Origin of the sequence: Actinoplanes sp. CA-142083 (genome assembly GCF_050942195.1) — a bacterium.
GTDB lineage: Bacteria > Actinomycetota > Actinomycetes > Mycobacteriales > Micromonosporaceae > Actinoplanes.
Window position 1 is genome coordinate 6,343,214 of sequence record NZ_CP192076.1, and the last position, 18,911, is coordinate 6,362,124.

General features: G+C 71.5%; 19 protein-coding genes. 12 read left to right on the forward strand and 7 right to left on the reverse strand.

What is annotated here, in order from left to right; genetic code table 11:
- Positions 1–71: 71 nt before the first annotated feature.
- The 5 genes from ACQPZX_RS29090 to ACQPZX_RS29110 all read left to right on the forward strand — a co-directional run bounded on the left by ACQPZX_RS29090 (position 72) and on the right by ACQPZX_RS29110 (position 3,673).
- Positions 72–473, forward strand: coding sequence for a hypothetical protein (locus ACQPZX_RS29090; protein ID WP_433361758.1), 402 nt, complete (start codon positions 72–74; stop codon positions 471–473).
- A gap of 28 nt (positions 474–501) precedes the next feature.
- Entirely contained in the window at positions 502–825 is a 324-nt protein-coding gene (locus ACQPZX_RS29095) for a hypothetical protein (protein WP_433361761.1), read from the forward strand.
- A gap of 78 nt (positions 826–903) precedes the next feature.
- Positions 904–1,509 carry a hypothetical protein gene (locus tag ACQPZX_RS29100; RefSeq protein ID WP_433361764.1) on the forward strand — a complete coding sequence of 202 codons (606 nt, stop codon included), beginning with the start codon at positions 904–906 and terminating at the stop codon, positions 1,507–1,509.
- Positions 1,510–1,532: 23 nt separating this feature from the next.
- A complete protein-coding gene (locus tag ACQPZX_RS29105; protein ID WP_433361767.1) occupies positions 1,533–2,093 on the forward strand; it encodes a hypothetical protein in 561 nt (186 codons plus the stop codon).
- 500 nt (positions 2,094–2,593) lie between these two features.
- Positions 2,594–3,673, forward strand: a complete 1,080-nt coding sequence (locus tag ACQPZX_RS29110) for a hypothetical protein (protein WP_433361769.1) — start codon at positions 2,594–2,596, stop codon at positions 3,671–3,673.
- 104 nt (positions 3,674–3,777) lie between these two features.
- Here ACQPZX_RS29110 and ACQPZX_RS29115 read toward each other — a convergent pair whose 3' ends face one another.
- From ACQPZX_RS29115 to ACQPZX_RS29125, 3 genes are read right to left on the reverse strand one after another with little or no spacing between them, the layout of a single operon-like run.
- A complete protein-coding gene (locus ACQPZX_RS29115; protein ID WP_433361772.1) occupies positions 3,778–4,521 on the reverse strand; it encodes a YcnI family copper-binding membrane protein in 744 nt (247 codons plus the stop codon).
- A gap of 45 nt (positions 4,522–4,566) precedes the next feature.
- Entirely contained in the window at positions 4,567–5,907 is a 1,341-nt protein-coding gene (locus tag ACQPZX_RS29120; RefSeq protein ID WP_433361775.1) for an ATP-binding protein, read from the reverse strand.
- 1 nt (position 5,908) lies between these two features.
- On the reverse strand, positions 5,909–6,568 hold the full coding sequence (locus tag ACQPZX_RS29125) for a response regulator transcription factor (RefSeq protein ID WP_433361778.1): 660 nt from the start codon (positions 6,566–6,568) through the stop codon (positions 5,909–5,911).
- Between the two features lie 104 nt (positions 6,569–6,672).
- On the opposite strand from ACQPZX_RS29125, the gene ACQPZX_RS29130 reads away from it, so the two are divergent.
- From ACQPZX_RS29130 to ACQPZX_RS29150, 5 genes are all read left to right on the forward strand, one after another.
- Complete coding sequence (locus tag ACQPZX_RS29130; RefSeq protein ID WP_433361780.1) at positions 6,673–7,779, forward strand: LolA family protein; 1,107 nt, start codon at positions 6,673–6,675, stop codon at positions 7,777–7,779.
- 77 nt (positions 7,780–7,856) lie between these two features.
- Entirely contained in the window at positions 7,857–9,011 is a 1,155-nt protein-coding gene (gene trpB, locus ACQPZX_RS29135; RefSeq protein WP_433361783.1) for a tryptophan synthase subunit beta, read from the forward strand.
- 77 nt (positions 9,012–9,088) lie between these two features.
- Positions 9,089–9,868, forward strand: coding sequence for a tryptophan synthase subunit alpha (gene trpA, locus ACQPZX_RS29140; RefSeq protein WP_433361786.1), 780 nt, complete (start codon positions 9,089–9,091; stop codon positions 9,866–9,868).
- Positions 9,869–9,934: 66 nt separating this feature from the next.
- Positions 9,935–10,744, forward strand: a complete 810-nt coding sequence (locus ACQPZX_RS29145) for a GntR family transcriptional regulator (protein WP_433361789.1) — start codon at positions 9,935–9,937, stop codon at positions 10,742–10,744.
- A 192-nt stretch (positions 10,745–10,936) separates the two neighbouring features.
- Positions 10,937–11,986: a HoxN/HupN/NixA family nickel/cobalt transporter gene (locus ACQPZX_RS29150; RefSeq protein WP_433361792.1), complete on the forward strand. Its 1,050-nt coding sequence runs from the start codon at positions 10,937–10,939 to the stop codon at positions 11,984–11,986.
- Here ACQPZX_RS29150 and ACQPZX_RS29155 read toward each other — a convergent pair.
- The gene (locus ACQPZX_RS29155) at positions 11,964–12,551 is read right to left on the reverse strand and encodes a tyrosine-protein phosphatase (RefSeq protein ID WP_433361795.1); all 588 of its coding nucleotides are present in this window, start codon (positions 12,549–12,551) and stop codon (positions 11,964–11,966) included. The two genes, ACQPZX_RS29150 and ACQPZX_RS29155, sit on opposite strands and share 23 nt — an antisense overlap.
- A gap of 124 nt (positions 12,552–12,675) precedes the next feature.
- Here ACQPZX_RS29155 and ACQPZX_RS29160 point away from each other — a divergent pair, with 124 nt between their 5' ends.
- Together ACQPZX_RS29160 and ACQPZX_RS29165 are read left to right on the forward strand one after the other, a co-directional pair.
- The gene (locus ACQPZX_RS29160) at positions 12,676–13,068 is read left to right on the forward strand and encodes an SCO5389 family protein (protein ID WP_433361798.1); all 393 of its coding nucleotides are present in this window, start codon (positions 12,676–12,678) and stop codon (positions 13,066–13,068) included.
- Positions 13,069–13,172: 104 nt separating this feature from the next.
- On the forward strand, positions 13,173–14,468 hold the full coding sequence (locus ACQPZX_RS29165) for an SLC13 family permease (RefSeq protein ID WP_433361800.1): 1,296 nt from the start codon (positions 13,173–13,175) through the stop codon (positions 14,466–14,468).
- 12 nt (positions 14,469–14,480) lie between these two features.
- On the opposite strand, the gene ACQPZX_RS29170 is transcribed toward ACQPZX_RS29165, so the two are convergent.
- From ACQPZX_RS29170 to ACQPZX_RS29180, 3 genes are read right to left on the reverse strand one after another with little or no spacing between them, the layout of a single operon-like run.
- A complete protein-coding gene (locus tag ACQPZX_RS29170) occupies positions 14,481–14,927 on the reverse strand; it encodes a CBS domain-containing protein (protein WP_433361803.1) in 447 nt (148 codons plus the stop codon).
- A 4-nt stretch (positions 14,928–14,931) separates the two neighbouring features.
- Positions 14,932–16,158 (reverse strand): cation:proton antiporter, encoded by a 1,227-nt coding sequence (locus ACQPZX_RS29175; RefSeq protein ID WP_433361805.1) that lies wholly within the window; start codon positions 16,156–16,158, stop codon positions 14,932–14,934.
- A gap of 32 nt (positions 16,159–16,190) precedes the next feature.
- Positions 16,191–18,902: an ATP-binding protein gene (locus tag ACQPZX_RS29180; RefSeq protein ID WP_433361808.1), complete on the reverse strand. Its 2,712-nt coding sequence runs from the start codon at positions 18,900–18,902 to the stop codon at positions 16,191–16,193.
- Between the last annotated feature and the right edge of the window lie 9 nt (positions 18,903–18,911).

An 18,911-nucleotide genomic window follows, 5' to 3' on the forward strand; every position in this document is an offset into this window, starting at 1 on the left:
GGAGGTAACACCACCACGCCGCGGGTGCTACCACGATTGGCGGCCCGGCCGGCGAGCCGAAGCATGAAGCCATGCTTCGTGTTCGCGGCTGGTTTCTCGTCTACGTCATCGTGCTGGCGGTGCTGGCGGCGCACGGGCTGGAGCTGACCATCGCGTCGCTCATCATCGGCGCCGATCCGTCGCTGGCCGGACTGGCAACTTTCGTGCCGGCGTACGCCCTGACCTTCTATGTCATCTCGAATCTGCTGCTGATCCTCTACACGGTTCTCTTGTTCATGCTGATCACGAAGAGGAAACGTTCCGCGATCGTACACAGCGTCATCTTCAACATCCTGTCGATAGTTTTCCTGGTGACGTGGCACGCCTTTCACATGAAGTCGACGGTGGGCGTCGTGATCGACACCGCGCCGAATATCGTGCTGATCGCCTACATCCTCACGTCGAAGCGGGTGAGGCAAACTCTTCGACGATAGTTTCCCGTTCGACCCGAAGGACCGAGCCATGCCCGACCGACCTGAGATCGTCTGCATCTGCGGCTCCACCCGCTTCGCAGACGAGATGAGGGCGGCGAACCGTGATCTGACTTTCGCTGGTGTCATCGTCGTCGCGCCCGGCGTCTTCCTGCACGCCGAGGATCACGAAGCAGCCGAGTCGATCACCAACGAGCAGAAGGCCGCGCTGGACGCCCTCCACCTGCGCAAGATCGATCTGGCTGACCGGGTCCTGGTCGTCAACCCCGGCGGGTATATCGGCGAGTCCACGAGCAGGGAGATCGCGTACGCCCGCGCCACCGGCAAGCCGGTCTCGTTCACCGATCCTCGATGAGACGATCAACGCTGTCCGCGGCGGCACTGTAACGGGGGTACCTCGGCGTTGGTCAATCTCCTGGTTCCCAAGGAGTCCGTGCCTCATCTGCGGATCCCGCCGGTCGCGCTCACGACCGGGGACGAGCAGGTCGTCTGGTGCGATCGCAACTGGGGCCCGCTGCGCCTGGGCGGCCCCCGGATCAAGCTGCCCTACGACCCGATGTCGGCGGCCAAGCTGCGGCGGGGCGCCCGGTTCGCGCACGTCCACCGGGTGGTGCTGCTCGCCTACGTGATCCTGGCCGTGGCGGTCATCGCCGACTGGATGCCCGGCGGCTCGACATGGTTGCCGATCGCCACGGTCGTGCTGCTCCTGGCCGGGTTTCTTGCCAACCGCTGGGACGTTGCGCCCCGGCCCGCGCGCACCGGGGCCGGCGACCTCTATCTGGCCGGCGTCCCCGAGCCGGTCGCGCTGCGGTGGACAGAAACAAATTCTTTCGTACGGCGGGTGGAGCGTGCCCCCGTTCGCCGCCACTTCTCCCGGCGCGCCCACCTCGTCACGGCCGCGGCCTGCGGGATCTCGGCGATCGTGTGCGCCGTGATCGCCTCTCCCCTAGGGGCGGGGATCCTGGTCGTTGCCGCTCTGGTGGCGCTCTATCGGTCCTTTCCCGCCGGATACATCCGATTCGAGAGCGACACGAAGTAGCGGCACGCTGACACCATGCGGTCATGACAGTGCCGATTTCGCTCAACTTCGCCGCGGTGTTGGCGTCGCTGCTGGCGCTGACCATGTCGTCGACTTTCGCGATCCGGCAGATCCGGCTGGCCAGGCTGGCGCATCAACTCCCGGCCGTCGACTTTCTCTGGATCATGCGCTCGCCCGATTTTCTGCGCTCCGAGGAGCACCTCTGGGAGGAGTTGCCGAAACAGGATCCGAGCCTGCGTTTCAACGAGCTCCCACGGGCCCTGCGCGACGAGGCCGAGTCGATCCTGACGTTCTATCAGAAGGTCGCCTACCTGGTCGGGCTGGACCTCGTCGACAAGCGGCTCGCGATCCTGCCGGTGCATTACCGGGCGCCGCGCACGTGGGCGTCGGTCGAGCCTTTCGTGCGCAACGAGCGCCTTCACCGCGGCGACGAGCTCGCTTTCTACAACGCGTTCGAGCACTTGGTCGAGGAAATTCAAGGCGCCGATATCGTACGGATGTCGCACTCGATTTTCCCGCCCGCGCGCAAATCTGCGCCGTCCCCGAACGGAAAGGTCCCCGCGCGGACCCCTCCCCCGGTCTGAACTTGTCACCCCGCAGGGTGAATCCGCGCCCGATAGCCGATGCGTGACTCCCGCCCCGGATGACGGTGAGCCTGCCGGGGGCCGCGCGCCGCCCGGGGTGCCGCGAGGAGGCAGCGAACGCCATGGGGGATGCGCAACGGGACAGCCGGCCCGACCCATCGCGGCAGGGCAACCCGCCCGGAACAACGCGGCAGGGCAACCCGCCCGGAACAACGCGGCAAGGCAACCCGCCCGGAACAACGCGGCAAGGCAACCCGCCCGGAACAACGCGGCGGGACAACCCGCCCGTGACTACGCCGGCGCAGCGCGACACCCCGCCCGGCGCAACGCCGGCGCAGCGCGACACCCCGCCCGGGACTACGCCGGCGCAGCGGGACGACGCGCAGCGCCTGGAGCAACCGGGGCGAGACTCACGGCCCGGGGCGGAGCCGTCTTCCCGGGACGACCAGCCCGCGACGGGGGAAGCGCGCCGGAGAGGGCCGGCCGTCCACTCGGGAGCCGTGCTTGAGGCGATCACGGCGATAGCTTTCGCGCTCGCCATCGTCGGGTCGATCGCCGATCTGTACTCGCTGGCCCAGGTCGACGGGCGCTTGCTGCTGGCGTTCGCCGGCGGCGGGACGATCGCCTTGTTCATCAGCCTGACGATCCGCCGGTACAGCGCCACCCGGAAGGGCGCGGCGACGATCGGCGCGATCCTCGTGCTCGCGCTCGCCGGCGCGGCGGTCCTCGAAGGGCTGCGGGGCGAGGACGGGCCGTCGAACCCGGTGACGCTCCCCGACGGCGGCCCCACGCCGTCGCCCGCGCCGCCTCCGCCGGGGGCCTCGTCAGCCACGACGGAAACCCCGCACGCGACGAACTTTCCGCCCGGACTCGGAAACCTGACGGTCGCGCCCTACCCCGGCAACGGCACAGCGATCGCGGATCATCCGATCGCGGCTACGGGCGGCGGTGCGGCGATCGCGAACGGGCCGGGCGCGATCGGCGGGAGGACGAACGGCGCGGATGGGAACGCCTGGGACGCGAACGGCCATGGGGGGAACGTTCCCGGCGTAAACGGCCGGGACGCCGACCGCCGAGACGCCCACGGCCGGGACAACGGGCCGGGCATGGGCGGCCGGGACGCCAACGGGCCGGGTCGATCAGGCCCGACGACGACTCCGCCGGGGCCGGACACGGGGAACTCGGACCAGCCCTCGCCGCCATCCCCGACGGCGGGTCCGGGCGGGCCGCCGCCGGTCCTCGACGTCACCTACCCGCGGTCCGGCTACCGGATGGAGCATCTCGACAAGTCCCAGGGCTCGATCACCAACGCGACCGGCGGTGTCGAGGTGTGGGCGCTGACGCGGGCGGGCGACGACGGGCGGTTCTACCCGCAAGGGCCCTGCACCTCCGACGGGCAGCGCTGGGGGTGCACGTCAGTGGCGTTCCGGGGCGGCGACGTGGTTCAGCCGTGCCTGCTGCGGATGGCGGTCCTGGATGCGACCACCGCCTTGAAGCTCGCCCTGGGGCAGGAAAGCGGGTTCGCCGAGGCGGAACTGCCCCGGCTGCTCTCGTCGACCGATGTCGTCGTGAATTGCTGAACCCACCACGCGGCCGGACGGCCGGCGACGGCCCGAGGGGCCGCCCAGGCCGTCCGCCGCGCCGGTAACTTTCCGTCGCCCGTACGTCCGAAAGTGCGAAAGGATCACGCCTTGCCAGCGGAAACTTTCTTGTCTTCCGATGCCGCAGGCGAGGCGAGCTCGGGCTTGCGGCCCGCGCGCTGGAAGGCGAGCAGGGCCAGGACCAGGGCGATCAGGCCGGCGACAAGTCCCGCGATGCCGTAGGCGTTGGTGCCGCTCGACGACTCGTCAGCGCTGTCGGCCGGGGCCGGAGCGGCGGCGGCCGGAGCGGCCGCGGCAGCCAGCTTGAGCACGGGGGCGGGGTGCTCGGGCTCGGAACCGTCGGTGGTGGGCTCGTCGATCCAGCGGACGATCGAGCCGTCGGAGTACGTCTGGAGCGCCTTGAAGATCATCTGGCCGGAGTCGGGGAGCGGGCCGAGCGAGACGTCGAACTCCTGGAACTGGCCGGGCTTGACGGCGGAGCTGCCGTCGGCGGTCCAGGTGATCTTCGAGACGGCCTCGGTGATCTCGGTGTCGTGGGCCTTGATCGGGGTGGCGAGCTTGGACTTCACGGCGACGGCGGTCCAGCCCGGCACCGGCTTGACCGAGACCGAGGCGACCGGCTTGTCGGCGGGGAGGTTCACCTCGAGCTTGGTCGTGCTCGCCGTGTCGCTTTCGTTGGGGACGCGGAAAGTCACCTTGGTGTAACCGCCGGGGGTGGCGGTGTTCGGGTTGACGGTGACGTGCGCGGACGCGGGGACGGCCAGCGCGAGGGTGAGGCCGCCCGCGACGGCGGCCACGAGGACGGATCGCTTGATGAGTGTTCGCACGTTCCGTTGGTCGCCCCGGATTCCCGGAAAGTTCCCACGAAACTTTCAGGTGACGGGCAAGCGCACGTCGACGCGGAGACCGGGTGCGGCGTCGCCCAGCGTGACCGTGCCGCCGTGCCGCCGCACCAGCTCGCGCACGATCGCCAGGCCCAGCCCGGTGCCGCCGGCGTCGCGGGCGCGGGCGTCGTCGAGGCGGGTGAACCGGTCGAAGACCCGCTCACGGTCCTCGGGCGAGATGCCGGGCCCGTCGTCGCGGACGGTGATCCGCGCGTACCCGCCCTCGTCGGCCACCTCGACGGTGACCCGCGACCGGGCGTGGCGCTCGGCGTTGTCGAGCAGGTTGGCCACGACCCGGCCGATCGCGTCGGGCTCGACAGTGGCGCGCACGGGCTCGGGCGGGCCCTCGTAGCAGACGTCCTCGTAGCGGGACGCCACGGCGGCGACCACGCCGTCGAGATCGACGTCGGCGAGCTTGCCGGGCGGGGCGGCGTCGTCGGAGCGGGCCAGCAGCAGCAGGTCGTCGACGAGGCGGCTCAGGCGGCCGACGTCGGTGAGCAGGTCGGCCGAGAGCGCCGGCCAGTCGGTGTCGGGCAGGCGCTGCGCGACCTCGAGCTCGGTGCGCATGTTCGTCAGAGGGCTGCGCAGCTCGTGCGCGGCGTCGGCGACGAATGCCCGCTGCCGGGCGCGGGCGGAGTCGAGCCGGTAGAGCATGCCGTTGAGCGTCACGGCGAGCCGGTAGATCTCGTCGCGCGACTCGGGCAGCGGCAGGCGGCCGTGCCGGGTGCCGCCGGTGATCTCCTCGGCGCCGGCGCGCAGCGCGTCGACCGGGCGCAGCGCGGCGCCCAGGATCCGCCACATGACCACCGCGAGCATGCCGACCAGCAGCGGGAACGCGATCAGCAGCGTGACCCGCAGGATGTGCACGCCCTGGCTGAGGTCGTCGGTCGAGCGGGCCACCAGCACCCGCACCGGGTCGCTGGGCGGGCCGGCCACCTTCATCACGACGCGGGCGTTGCCGTCCAGGCCGATCCGGTTGCCGGGGATCTCGGTGACCTCGCCGTCCTTGAGGCCGCGCAGTTCGTCGTCGTGCAGCATCGGGATGAGCCGGTCGGCGCCGGCCGAGACCGCGAGGACCCGCCCCTGGCTGTCGACCACCTGCACCTGCATGGCCGGGTTGACCGGGATGGGCTGGCTGAGCTGGTGCTGGTCGACGAGCTTGGCGACGCTGGTGGCGGTGTCGAGGGCCTCGGCGTTGACCGCTCGCAGCAGCGCGTAGTTGAGCACTCCGACCAGCAGCACACCGCCGGCGGCCAGGCCCGCGGTGACCACGATGACGGTGAGCCACACCAGGCGGGACCGCAGGCTGAACTCGCGGGGCCGGCGCACGTCAGCTGCCCGACAGGCGGTAGCCGGCGCCGCGCACGGTCTCGAGGCGCTCGCGGCCGATCTTGCGGCGGAGATACCCCACATACACCTCGACCGCGTTGGGGGCGGTCTCGACGGCGGCGTCCCACACGTGGTCGAGCAGCTCGATCTTGCTGACCACCTCGCCGGGACGGCGCATGAGGTATTCCAGCAGGGCGAATTCGCGGGTGGTGAGAACGACCTCGCCGCCGGCGACGAGCACGCGGCGCTCGGCCGGGTCGAGCTCTATGTCGCCGTGGCTGAGCACCGGCGGGCGCTCGTGGGCGCCGCGGCGCAGCAGCGCCCGCAGGCGGGCCAGCAGCACGATGTACGAGAAAGGTTTCGTCAGGTAGTCGTCGGCGCCGCAGTCGAGGCCGTCGGCCTGGTCGTACTCCCCGTCCTTGGCCGAGAGCATCAGCACCGGCACCCAGTTGCGCTCGGCGCGCAGCTGGCGCACCACGCGGTACCCGCTCAGGCGCGGCAGCATGACGTCCAGGATCATCGCGTCGTACCCGCCGTGGCGGGCCATCTCGAGACCGTCCTGGCCGTCGCCGGCCACGTCCACCGCGAAACCTTCCGCCTGCAGGCCGCGCTGCAGGGCCGCCGCAAGGCGCGCCTCGTCCTCCACCACCAGCAACCGCACGAGGACTACCTTTACACGTGGGGTGCCACCCCTAGGGGAAGCTCTCAGCGACGTCACAGCGGTCCCGTCGCAGTCTTGGTGGCAGAGAACGGGAGGTGGACATCGTGTCCGTGTTCAGGTCCAGGCCAGCACTCCGCTGGCTCGTGCCCTCCGCCGCCGCGGTCATCGTCATCGGGGGTGGCGCAGCGGCCGGAACGATAGTCGCGAGCGCGGACCCGTCGCTGCCGGATCGCAGCGCGGCCCAGTTGCTCGTCGACATCCAGACCGCCAAGGTCGACGGCTTGTCCGGCACCATCGTCGAGAGCGCCGACCTCGGCCTGCCGGCCATCGCGTCGCTGGCCGGCAACACCAAGTCCGGCGCGGGCGATCTGACCAGCGTCCTCGCGGGCAGCAACACGGCCCGCGTGTGGTACGCCGGCGAGGAGAAGATGCGCCTCGCGCTGGTCGGCACCCAGGGCGAGACGGACGTCATCCGTAACGGCAATGACGTCTGGCTGTGGAACAGCAAGGATCAGCAGGCCAATCACCTGAAGCTGCCGGCCGGGGCGACCGAGAAGAGCCCGGTGGCGGAGCTTCCGCAGACGCCGCAGGAGGCGGCCGACGCGGCTCTCGCCGCGATCGACCCGACCACCACGGTGACGACGACGGGCGCGGCCAAGGTGGCCGGCCGTGACGCGTACGAGCTGGTGCTCAGCCCCAAGGACACGGCGTCGCTGATCGGTCAGGTGCGCCTGGCGGTCGACGCCGAGCACCACATCCCGCTGCGCGTCGACGTGTACGCGAAGAACGCGACCAGCCCGGCCGTGCGGGTGGCGTTCCAGCAGATCAGCTTCGCGGTGCCGGACGCGGAGCAGTTCAAGTTCAACCCGCCGCCGGGCACCAAGGTGACCGAGGGCGACGCCTCCGGTCTGGCGGCCGAGCACAAGGCCGAGGCGGAGAAGGCGGCCAAGGCGCACGAGGCCGACCAGCCGCAGGTCATCGGCGAGGGCTGGACGTCGATCGTCGAGGCCAAGCTGCCGAAGCCTTCCTCGGACGCCACCGAGAGCCAGCAGCTCAGCGGCATCGTGAACATGCTGCCGGCGGTGAGCGGATCGTGGGGCAGCGGGCACCAGTTCGCCGGGCCGCTGTTCACGGTGCTGGTCACCGACGACGGCCGGGTGTTCGCGGGCGCGGTGACCCCGGAGAAGCTGTACGAGGCCGCCGCCAAGTAACCACCACATAGTTCTAGAACTCTCCGCCACATCGTGCAACACTGTGGCGGAGAGTTCTATAACTGTTGGAGGTTGCGATGACGCTCATGGCGGAGCCGTCCGCGGGCCGGTTCGGCTCGTTCGGCGGCCGGTACGTCCCTGAGTCCCTGGTGCCGGCGTGCTCCGCGCTGGCCGCCGCGTTCGGTGCGGCCTGGAGCGACAAAACTTTCCGCGACGAGCTGGACTCGCTGCTCGCGGTCTACGCCGGCCGGCCCACTCCCCTGACGCCGGCCGCGAATCTTTCCGCGCAACTCGGCATCTCGCTGTGGCTCAAGCGCGAGGACCTCGCCCACACCGGCAGCCACAAAATCAACAACGTGCTCGGGCAGGCGCTGCTGGCCCGCCGCATGGGACGCACCCGCCTGATCGCGGAGACCGGCGCCGGCCAGCACGGGGTGGCCACGGCGACGGCGGCCGCGCTGCTCGGGCTTTCCGCGACAGTTTTCATGGGTTCGCGCGACATCGAGCGCCAGCGCCTCAACGTCTTCCGCATGGAGATGCTCGGCGCCACGGTCGTGCCGGTGACCAGCGGCAGCCAGACCCTCAAGGACGCGACCAACGAGGCGATGCGGGCCTGGGTGTCCGACGTGGACAACGCGCACTTCCTGCTCGGCTCGGTCGGCGGGCCGCACCCGTACCCGTGGATGGTCCGGTCTTTGCAGACCGTGATCGGTTCGGAGGCGCGCGCGCAGGTCCCCGCCACGCCGGATGTGGTGGTGGCGTGCGTGGGCGGCGGCTCCAACGCGGCGGGAACTTTCGCGGGTTTCGTGGAAACTTCCGCGCGACTGGTCGGGGTCGAGGCGACCGGCGGCGCGGCGATGACGTCGGGCTCGCCCGCGGTGGTGCACGGCGCGCGCTCGATGGTGCTGCAGGACGAGGAAGGGCAGGTCGCCGAGGCGACGTCGATCGCGGCCGGGCTCGATTACCCGGGCATCGGGCCGGAGCACGCGTACCTGGGTTCGATCGGCCGCGCCGAGTACCGGACGGTGACCGACGACGAGGTGGTGGTCGCGCTGCGGCGGCTCGCGCGCAGCGAGGGGATCATCTGCGCGCTCGAGTCGGCGCACGCGGTGGCGTGGGTGCTGCGGGCGGCCGGCACCGCCGACCTTCCGGCCGGGTCGAGCGTGTTGCTCACGCTTTCCGGCCGCGGCGACAAGGACATGGTCACGCTGAGCGAGGGAGTCGCGGCATGATTTCGTACGCCTCCTCTCGCGCGGCAAACGCAGACGCAGCCGAGCCGGCGCTCGCAGCCGGCGCGACAGAGCCACCGGTGACGGCGCCGGCCGCCGGATTCGAGGGGTTGCGCGCCTTGGCCGGCCGGGGCGGGAAAGCCCTCGTTCCATACGTGACCGGCGGGATCTCGGACGACTGGACGGATTACGTCCTCGCCTATGCGGCGGCCGGGGCGGACGCCATCGAGATCGGGCTGCCTTTCTCGGACCCGATGCTCGACGGCGTGACCATCCAGCAGGCGTCCGATCGCGCGCTGTCCCGCGGCGCCACGATCGAGTCGATCCTGGGCAACTTGTCGGAAATAAAGGTTGACGTCCCTCTTATCGTGATGACTTACGCCAATCTGGTGTTCCGGCAGAGGCCGGAAGCGTTCTGCCGGCGGCTGGCCGCGGTCGGCGTGACCGGGCTGATCGTCCCGGACCTGCCAGTCGACGAGGCGGCTGCCGTCGAGCTGGCCGCGGCCGAGGCCGGGATCGCGCTGATTCTCCTGGCGGCGCCGGTCACGCCCGACGATCGGCTGGCCGAGATCGGGGCCCGCAGTCGCGGGTTCGTGTACGCGGTCAGCCTGATGGGCACCACCGGCGAGCGTGAAGCCCTCGACGATGCGGCGGCCCGCCTGGCCGGCCGGGTCAAGGCGGTCACCGGCTTGCCGGTGCTGATCGGCTTCGGGGTGTCGACGCCGGCCCAGGCCGCCGCGGCCGCCGCGCACGCCGACGGGGCGGTGGTGGCGTCGGCGCTGATGCGCCGGGTTCTCGACGGCGCCGGCCCCGGCGAGTTGGGCGACGATGTCGCCGCCCTGCGGGCAGCACTGGATTGACGTCAGACCGCCCATGTTGACGGTGTCGCGTCGACATGGGCGCGCGGCGCGTTGCGGACTGTGCGGGTGGCCTCGACTAGGGTCTGGCACGCGGGGCGATCGATCCCGCATGCCGGACCTTCTCGCCGGGAGGATGCGCTGACCGCGCCGCGTACCCCTAAATACCAGGCCATCGCCGCCGAGCTCGCCGCCAAGATCCGGGGTGGGGAGCTGGCGCCCGGGTCGGCGCTGCCGCCGCAGAAGGAGCTCAGCGCCGCCTACGGGGTGACCCTCGCGACGCTGCGGCAGGCGCTGCGGAAACTCGAGGACGACGGGCTCCTCTCGCAGCAACCGGGCCGGGGAACTTTCGTGACCGAGCCGCGCGCGGCCTACCGCCTCGACTCGCTGCGCGGGTTCGCCGAGGACCTGCGAGCCCAGGGCCAGACCGTAAGCACGCAAATCCTCGGGCAGGCCGTCCGCAAGCCACCCTCCTGGGTCGCGGCACAGCTCGGCGGGGACACCGACCGAGTGGTGCGGCTCGAGCGACTGCGTCTTCTGGCGGGCCGCCCCGCCGTACACCAATTGTCGTGGATCACCGGGGTTGATCTTGCTGAGGTGGATCTCAGTGGGACCTCGCTCTATGCGGCGCTGGCCGACCGCGGCATCGTCGTGCACCGGGCCTCGGAGGTCGTGCGTCCGGGGGTGCTCGACACGGTGACCGCCGATCTGCTCGGGCACCCGGAGGGCACGCCGGCTTTCGTGTCGGATCGCGTCACTTTCGGGCTCGACGATCGCGCGCTGGTCTTCGACCGGGCCACCATCCTGGGAAATCTCCTGGAGATCCGCACCGAGCGGGCGGTCACGGGCCTGTCGATGCAGTGGAGCCGCCAGGTCTGACCCATCCGCCGCCTCCCGCGCGCCGAATGAACCGCGGCGTGAGGCTAGCCACTTCCCTCGCTGCCAAGCTGTTGCCAAACCCTGGCAACAGCAAGACTGTCGCGTGGGAGGTTGATCGTGGCGAACTCGGCGTTGACCCGCGGACGCGTACGCGCTGCCGTCGGGCCGAAGGGGTGGGCGAGCCTCGGCGGGATGAGCGCGTTCATCCTGCTGCTGCACGTCGTCGGCTGGGGCCTGCTGTTCTTCGTGATCGTGCCGGCGCACTACCAGGTCGGCGCGGCGGGCGTGTACGGCGTCGGGCTCGGCGTCACCGCCTACACGCTGGGCATGCGGCACGCCTTCGACGCCGACCACATCGCCGCGATCGACAACACCACGCGAAAGTTGATGGCGAACGAGAAGCGCCCGCTGTCGGTGGGTTTCTGGTTCTCGCTCGGCCACTCCAGCGTGGTTTTCTTCCTCTGCCTCCTGCTCGGCCTGGGCGTCAAGTCGCTCGCCGGCCAGGTGGAGAGCGACTCGTCCACGCTGCAGCGGATCACCGGCGTGATCGGGGTCAGCGTCTCCGGCGTCTTCCTGTACGTCATCGGGATCATCAACCTGGTGCTGCTGGTCGGCATCTGGAAAGTTTTCCGCAAGATGCGGGCGGGAAGCTTCGACGAGGCGCAGCTCGAGGCGCACCTGAACAACCGGGGTTTCCTCAACCGGATCCTGTCGCGCACCACCGGGGCGGTCACCAATCCGTGGCAGATGTACCCGATCGGGCTGCTCTTCGGCCTCGGCTTCGACACCGCCACGGAGATCTCGCTGCTCGTGCTGGCCGGCGGCGCTGCCGCTTTCGCGCTGCCCTGGTACGCGATCCTCACCCTGCCGGTCCTGTTCGCGGCCGGGATGAGCCTGCTCGACACGATCGACGGCTGCTTCATGAACTTCGCGTACGGGTGGGCTTTCGCGAAACCGGTGCGCAAGGTCTACTACAACCTCACCATCACCGGGCTCTCGGTCGCGGTCGCGCTCATCATCGGCACCATCGAGCTGGTCTCGATCGTCACCGACAAGCTGCACATCACGACCGGGCCGCTCGCCGCAATCGGCGGGCTCGACCTGAACTACGTCGGTTTCGTGATCGTCGGGCTGTTCGTGCTCACCTGGGCGGTGGCGCTGCTGGTGTGGCGCTACGGTCGCATCGAGCAGAAATGGGAGACGCGCGAGGCGGCCCCGGTCACGACCTCAGCCGCACCCTGACCGCCTCGACGTCCTCCGCGCTCACGCCGATCTCGCGCAGGTAGGCGAACGCGCCCCCGTAGCGCGACTCCAGGTGCTCCAGGGTGTTGGCCATCGCGATCGGCGGCCGTTCCGGGGACCGGCCGTAGTCGGCGACGATCTCCTCGGCGGACACGCCGGCCACCGCCAGGGCCAGCGCCACGAGCACACCCGTACGGTCGCGTCCCCCTTGGCAGTGCACGATCACGCCGCCGCCGGCGGGCGCGGTGGCCAGCGCGGCGAAGGCCGCCGCGATCCGCTCGCGGTTGAAGTCGAGCATCGGCCCGTACGTCTCGTGCCGCACCTCGTACGACAGGACGTCCTCGAGCATCGGCACGTGCCGGTAGATCGGGTCGCCGGCGAACGGCCCGGGCTCCGCGTCGAGCTCCCGTTGCCAGCGCAGGTCGATGATGCGGGTGACGCCGGCCTTGCGCACCGCCGCCACGCCCGCCTCGGTCAGCAGGCACAGCGCGTCCGTCCGGTAGAGGCACGCCCTTGCTCGTGACCGTTCCGTCCATCGTGGGCAGTCCGCCGAGGTCACGGGCATTGCGGCACTCGGGCCAGTCGACGTCCGTCATGACAGCAGCGTACCGAACGGGTGATCCCCACTTGCTAATGGGAATCGTTTCCAACAGGATGGTCGCAAGCGTTCCTGATGGAAAGGAAAACCAATGTCACTCAACGTCTCCCCGACCCTGCTCGCCACCGCCGAGCGGGGGCCCGTCTCCGACGAGGAGTTCGTCGCCTGCGTGCGCGAGTCCCTCCCCTACGCGTGGGAGGTCGTCAGCAAGGTGATGACCGACCTGCGTTCCGGCGGCGGCGACTTCGCCGACCACGAGATCCCGCCGCCCACCGATCGCGAGCGCGGCCAGCTGCTGCGCGCGCTGGCCAGCGACTCCATCCGCGGCGGCCTCGAGCGTCATTTCGGCGCGAAACTCGCGTTCCAGAACTGCCACCGCGTCGCCGCGTTCTCCTACGACGCGGTCGGCAACGATCGCTACCAGGCGTTCGTGTCGCCGCGCGGCCAGCTGCTCAACCAGTCGCCGGAGTTGCGCAACTGCTGACCGGATGACCCGGCTGCCCGGCCACCGCTGATAGTTTGATCTCAGGTGTGCCGGGAAGCCTGGTCGGCGGTCGATGACGGCTGTCCGGCAGAGGGGGCGCGCGGGTGAGCACGCTGGCCTGGATCGCGGTGGCGATCTTCGCGTCGGCCTACCTGCTGATCGCCACCGAGAAGGTCAACCGGGTGGCGGTCGCCCTCGGCGGGGCGTCGATCATGCTGGCGATCGGGGCGACGAACGCCGAGCACGCCTTCTTCTCCGAGGACGCGGGCATCGACTGGAACGTCATCTTCCTGCTGCTGGGGATGATGCTGATCGTCAGCGTGCTCAAGCGCACGGGCGTCTTCGAGTACGTGGCGATCTGGAGCGCCAAGCGCGCCCGCGGCCGCCCGTTCCCGGTCATGGTGATCCTGCTGGTGGTCACCGGTGTGGTGTCGGCCGGGCTCGACAACGTGACCACCGTGCTGCTGGTCGCGCCGGTGACGCTGCTGGTGTGCGAGCGGCTCGGGGTGCCGCCGGAGCCATTTCTGATCGCCGAGGTGCTGGCGTCGAACATCGGCGGGACGGCGACCCTGGTCGGCGACCCGCCGAACATCATCATCGCCAGCCGTTCCGGGCTGGCCTTCAACGACTTCCTGTCGGTGCTGGCGCCGTTCATCGTGGTGGTGCTGGTCGTTCTGATCCTGCTGTGCCGGGTGATGTTCCGCTCGGCGTTCCGCTACGACGCCGCGCGGGCCGAGCGCATCATGGCGCTGCGCGAGGCCGACGCGATCCGCGACCGCCGGCTGGTCGTCATCAGCCTGTCCGTCCTGGCCCTGGTCCTCGCCGCGTTCAGCCTGCACACCCTGCTCGGCCTCGAGCCGTCGGTGGTGGCGCTGCTCGGCGGCCTGTTGCTGCTCGCGCTGTCGCGGCTGGACGCCACCGAGGTCGCCAAGGACGTGGAATGGCCGACCCTGGTGTTCTTCGCCGGCCTGTTCGTCATGGTCGGCGCGCTGGTCGCCACCGGCGTCATCGACACGCTCGCCCGCGCCGCGACCGGCGCGGTCGAGGGCAAGCTCTGGCCGGCGACCCTGCTGCTGCTCTGGGCCTCGGCCGGGCTGTCGGCGATCGTCGACAACATTCCGTACGTGGCGACGATGAGCCCGATCGTCGCCGAGCTGGTGCGGGCCGAGGGCGGCCTCGACAAGGCGCAGGTGCTGTGGTGGGCCCTGGCGATCGGCGCCGATCTGGGCGGCAACGCCACCGCGGTCGGCGCCTCGGCGAACGTCGTCGTGCTCGGGATCGCCGAACGGGCGGGGCATCGCATCTCGTTCTGGGGCTTCACCAAGTACGGTCTGATCGTCACCGTCATCTCGGTCGCGCTGGCCGTCCCGTACCTGTGGCTGCGATTCTTCGTTCTTTGACGCCGCCGTCCGTCACGTGCCGAGCATCCGGTCGAGCAGCCCGTCCAGCGTGATCACACCGAGCATGACCTTGTCGGCGCCGACCACCGCGACCAGCGGCACGTTGGACCGGGCCATCACCGAGGCGACCTCGAGCACGGTCGCCTCCGGGGCCACCGCCGGCAGCTCCGGGCGGGTGCGGGGCAGCAGCTCGGCCACCGTGCGGTCGCCCAGCCCGTCGAAGATCAGGTCGGCGGCGCTCTCGTCGATGACCCGGGCGAGCGCGGGGTCGTCCTGGCAGTACGACGGCAGCGCCATCCGCAGCACCTGGGTCCCGGCCAGCACGGTCAGCGGCCGTCCGCGTCCGTCCACCACGACGAGGCCGGGCAGGTCCTGCGCGGCCAGGACCTTCACCGCCTCACGGGCCGGGGTCTGCTCGGTCACGGTGCTGAACGGCCTCGCCACATCGCCAGCGCGCATGACCTCACCGTAGTCCTCCGCCGCGACGGGCCGAGCCGAGCGTGCGCCGCAGGACACCGTGCCAGGCCGGCGTGTCGGCCTCGTCGTCGAAGGCGCGCGCCACCACGACGTCGGTCGAGGAGTGCAGCACGATCGACAGGACGATCGTCAGCGCGACCAGATGGAAGATCGTGTCCGCCGCGGTGATGCCGGACTCCAGCACCAGCAGCGCGTAGACCACCGAGGCGAAACCCTTGGGGCCGAACCACATCGCCGCGGCCTGCTCCTTCAGATCGAGCCCGGACCGCAAAAACGACAGCCACAGGGCGACCGGCCGGGCCACGAAGATCGCCAGGATCGCGAACACCCAGCCCTGCCACGAGATCTCGGCCAGGAAGCCCGGCGAGATCAGCGCGCCGAACACCAGCAGCGCCGCCAGCTTGAGCAGCTCGGCGATGTTCTCCCCGAAGTGCTCGAACGTCGCGCGCTGCCGCGGCCCGAAGGTCGCCACCGTGATGCCGGCCGCGAACGCCGCCAGGAACAGGTTGGCGTGCGTCACCTCGCCGACCGCCAGCACGAGCAGCCCGATGGCGAACCCGTTGAGCGGCTCGTAGGCGACCGAGGCGGCGAAGAACCGGGTGCGCTCCAGCAGGATCGCCGCCACCGGGATCAGCACGCCGATCGCCAGGCCGCCCGACACCTCCAGGGCCAGCTCCCCCAGGTGCAGGTCGTCGGCGCCGGCCGCGACCGCCAGGAAGACGATCACGAACGGCAGCGCCAGCCCGTCGTTGACCCCCGACTCCACGTTCAGCAGGTGGCGCAGCCGGGCCGGCACCTTGTCGTTGCCCACCAGCGCCGACGCGAACACCGGGTCGGTCGGGGCCAGGATCGCCCCGATCAGCAGCGACTCCGCCCAGCCCAGGCCCGCGACGTAGTGGGCCGCGACGGCCGTCACCGCGAGGGTCAGCGGCAGGCCCCAGCCGAGCGCGCGGCCGGGCAGGCGCCACGCCGAGCGCAGGTCCGCCCAGCCGACCCGCATGCCGTCGGTGAACAGCACCGCGAACAGCGCGAGCTCGGCCAGCGTGCCGACGATCGGGGAATCGGAGCGCACCCCGAGCACGCCGGTGGTTCCGGCGCCGAGCAGGATGCCGGCCGCCAGGAACAACACGGCCGTGGACAGGATCGTCCGCTTCGCCAGCGCCGACACCAGCACGGCCAGCAGCAGGACGACGGCGAAGCACAACAGCAGCATGCGACCAGCCTTCCGGACGCACGCGAGCGGAACTAGCCCCGGATCAATACGCCGGCAGTCTCGGGCAGCGCCGCGCGCAACTCCCGCCGGTTGGCGATGCCGAGCTTTCCGAAAACCTTGCGCAAATGCCACTCCACGGTTCGCGAGCTGAGGAACAACTCCCCCGCGATCTGCGCGTTCGACCGGCCGTCGCGGGCCCGCCGCGCGATCTGCCGTTCCTGCGGGGTCAGCTCCGCCGGCCGGCCCACCGTCCGCGTCAACGAGGTCCCGATGGACTCGCCGGCCGCGAGCAACTCCCGGCTGCTGCGGCGGGCAAAGGCCGCGGCCCCGGCGCTTTCGAAGATTTCGTACGCGGCGCGCAGCTGCACCCGTGCGTCGGCGCGCCGCTGCTCGGCGCGCAGCCACTCCCCGTACAGGAGATGTGCCCTGGCCAACGGCATGGCGCCGCGGCACCCGCCCAATCGTTCGATGGCCTCGCGATAAAGCATCTCGGCGGCGTCGCCGTCGCTGACCAGCGCCCGCGACCGCGCCTCGATGCCCAGCCCCCACGCCGTCCCGGAGGCGTTCGTCGACCGGGAGAGCCGTTCCAGGGCCTGGCGTGCGCGCGGCCGGTCACCGAGTTTCGCGGCCGCCTCGACCACCTCGGCGAGCGCCCCGTCCGCGAAAGTTGTCCCGGCCTCCACCAGGACCTGCTCGTGCCGCCCGAGCGCGTTGGCGAGCACCGCGCCCGCCCGCTGCACCATGCTCAGCCCGTGCCCCTCCTCGCGCTCGGTGCCCCGCTCGACGGCGTGCCGGATCAGATCCCGGGCGGCCGCCTCGTCCCCCTGCCAGCAGGCCAGCACCGCCGCGCCGAACGGCGGCCGCGCGATCCCCGTGGCCCGCGCGACCGCCGCCGCCTCCTCCACGAGCGCCGCCGCCTGGGCGAGCTCGCCGGTGTGCACGCAGAGGTAGATCCGCTGGTTGAGGGCGACCGGCAGCGCGGTGAGCGCGCCCGCCGCCCGGGCCAGCCGCACCTGGCGGGCGGACAGCACGGACCAGGCCTCGTCGTCCCACACGTCGTAGGCGGTGTTGACCGCGGCGATCAGCCAGCGCAGCGCGTCGGTGTCGTTCAGATCGCCCTGAAACGCTTGCAGCGCGCGGCGCAGCGGCGGCGTCCCGGCCTCGTATCCGTCGCCGAAGAACGCGGTCAGCCCGTCGAGCAGCAGGTCGTGCGGCCGGGCGGGTCCGGAGGGCGGCGGCGCGTGCCGGGCCGCGGCGGCCACCTGGGCCGGGCCGATCTCGGCGAACCGGCCGGCGTAGACCGAGGCCACGAACGCGTCCAGATAGGTGTCGCGGGCGCTGTCGGGGGCGAACGGCTCGAGCCGGCGGGCGGTGGCGAGCAGCTGGGCCGGCGCCTCGACGCTGCGGAACGTCAGGTGGGCCTGTAGCCGGCCGACACGGGCGTCGCGGTGCTCCTCGGCCGGGCCTGCCGCGGCGCGGGCCAGCAGCCGCAGTGCGTGCTCGTGCGCGCCGGCCTCGTACTTGAGCCGGGCCGCGGCCAGCTCCCGGTCGGCGCGGCGGCACGGGTCCTCGGAGAGGTCGGCCGCCCGTTCCAGGAACGCCGCGGCCGCCGCCAGCCCGCCGCGGGTGCGCGCCCGGCCGGCCGACGCCTCGAGCTCGGCGGCGACCGTCTCGTCGCGGCCCTCGGTCGCGCGGGCCCGGTGCCAGGCCCGCCGGTCGGGGTCGGCTCGCGGGTCGGTCGCCTCGGCCAGCGCGAGGTGGGCCTTGCGGCGGTCCGCCGACGCCGCCGACCCGTAGACGGCCGAGCGCGCGAGGGTGTGCCGGAACATCACCCGGATCCCGATGCGCAGCAGGCCGGTCGCCTCGGCCTCGTCGGTCACCTCGCGGCCCAGCCCGAGCCGGCCGGCCGCGCGCCACATCAGCGTCGGGTCGCCGACCGGGTCGGCCGCGGCGACCAGCATGAGCAGGCGCACCTTCACCGGCAGCCCGTCGAGGCGGCGCAGGAAACTTTCCTCGATCTTGCCGGCCAGCGGGAGCGCCCCGGGCAGCGCGTAGCCGCCGGCGACGTCGATCCGCCCGAGCGGCAGTTCCAGAAGGGCGAGGGGGTTGCCGCGGGCCTCGGCCAGGATCGCGTCGCGGACCCGCTCGTCGAGAGGTCGGCAGACCACAGTGGACAGCAGCGCCCGCGCGTCCGGCTCGGGCAGGCCCGCGACGGCGAGCTCGGGCAGGCCGCGCAGCCCACCGGATACCTCCCGGGCCGCGAACAACATGAGCACCGGCTCGGCCTGCAGGCGGCGGGCCACGAACGCGAGGGTCTGCGCCGACGACTGGTCGAGCCACTGGGCGTCGTCGACGACGCAGAGCAGCGGGCGGTCCCCGGCCGCGGCCGCCGAGAGCAGGGTCAGCACCGCGATGGCGACGAGGAACGGGCTGGGCACCGGCCCCTCGCGCAGGCCGAAGGTGATGGACAGGGCGTCGCGCTGCGGCCCGGGCAGCCCGTCGAGCTGGTCCAGCAGCGTCGCGCACAGCTGGTGCAGGGCGGCGAACGGCAGCTCCGCCTCGCCCTCGGCGCCGGTGACCCGGACGACGCGCAGGTCGCCGGCCGCCTCGGCCACCGCGTCCAGCAGTGCGGTCTTGCCCACGCCCGCTTCGCCGCGCAGCACCAGCGCGCCGCTGCGGCCGTCCCGTACCGCGCCGAGCAGACCGTTCAGCACCGCGATCTCGTCGCTCCGGCCGTGCAGCAAGCCGCCACC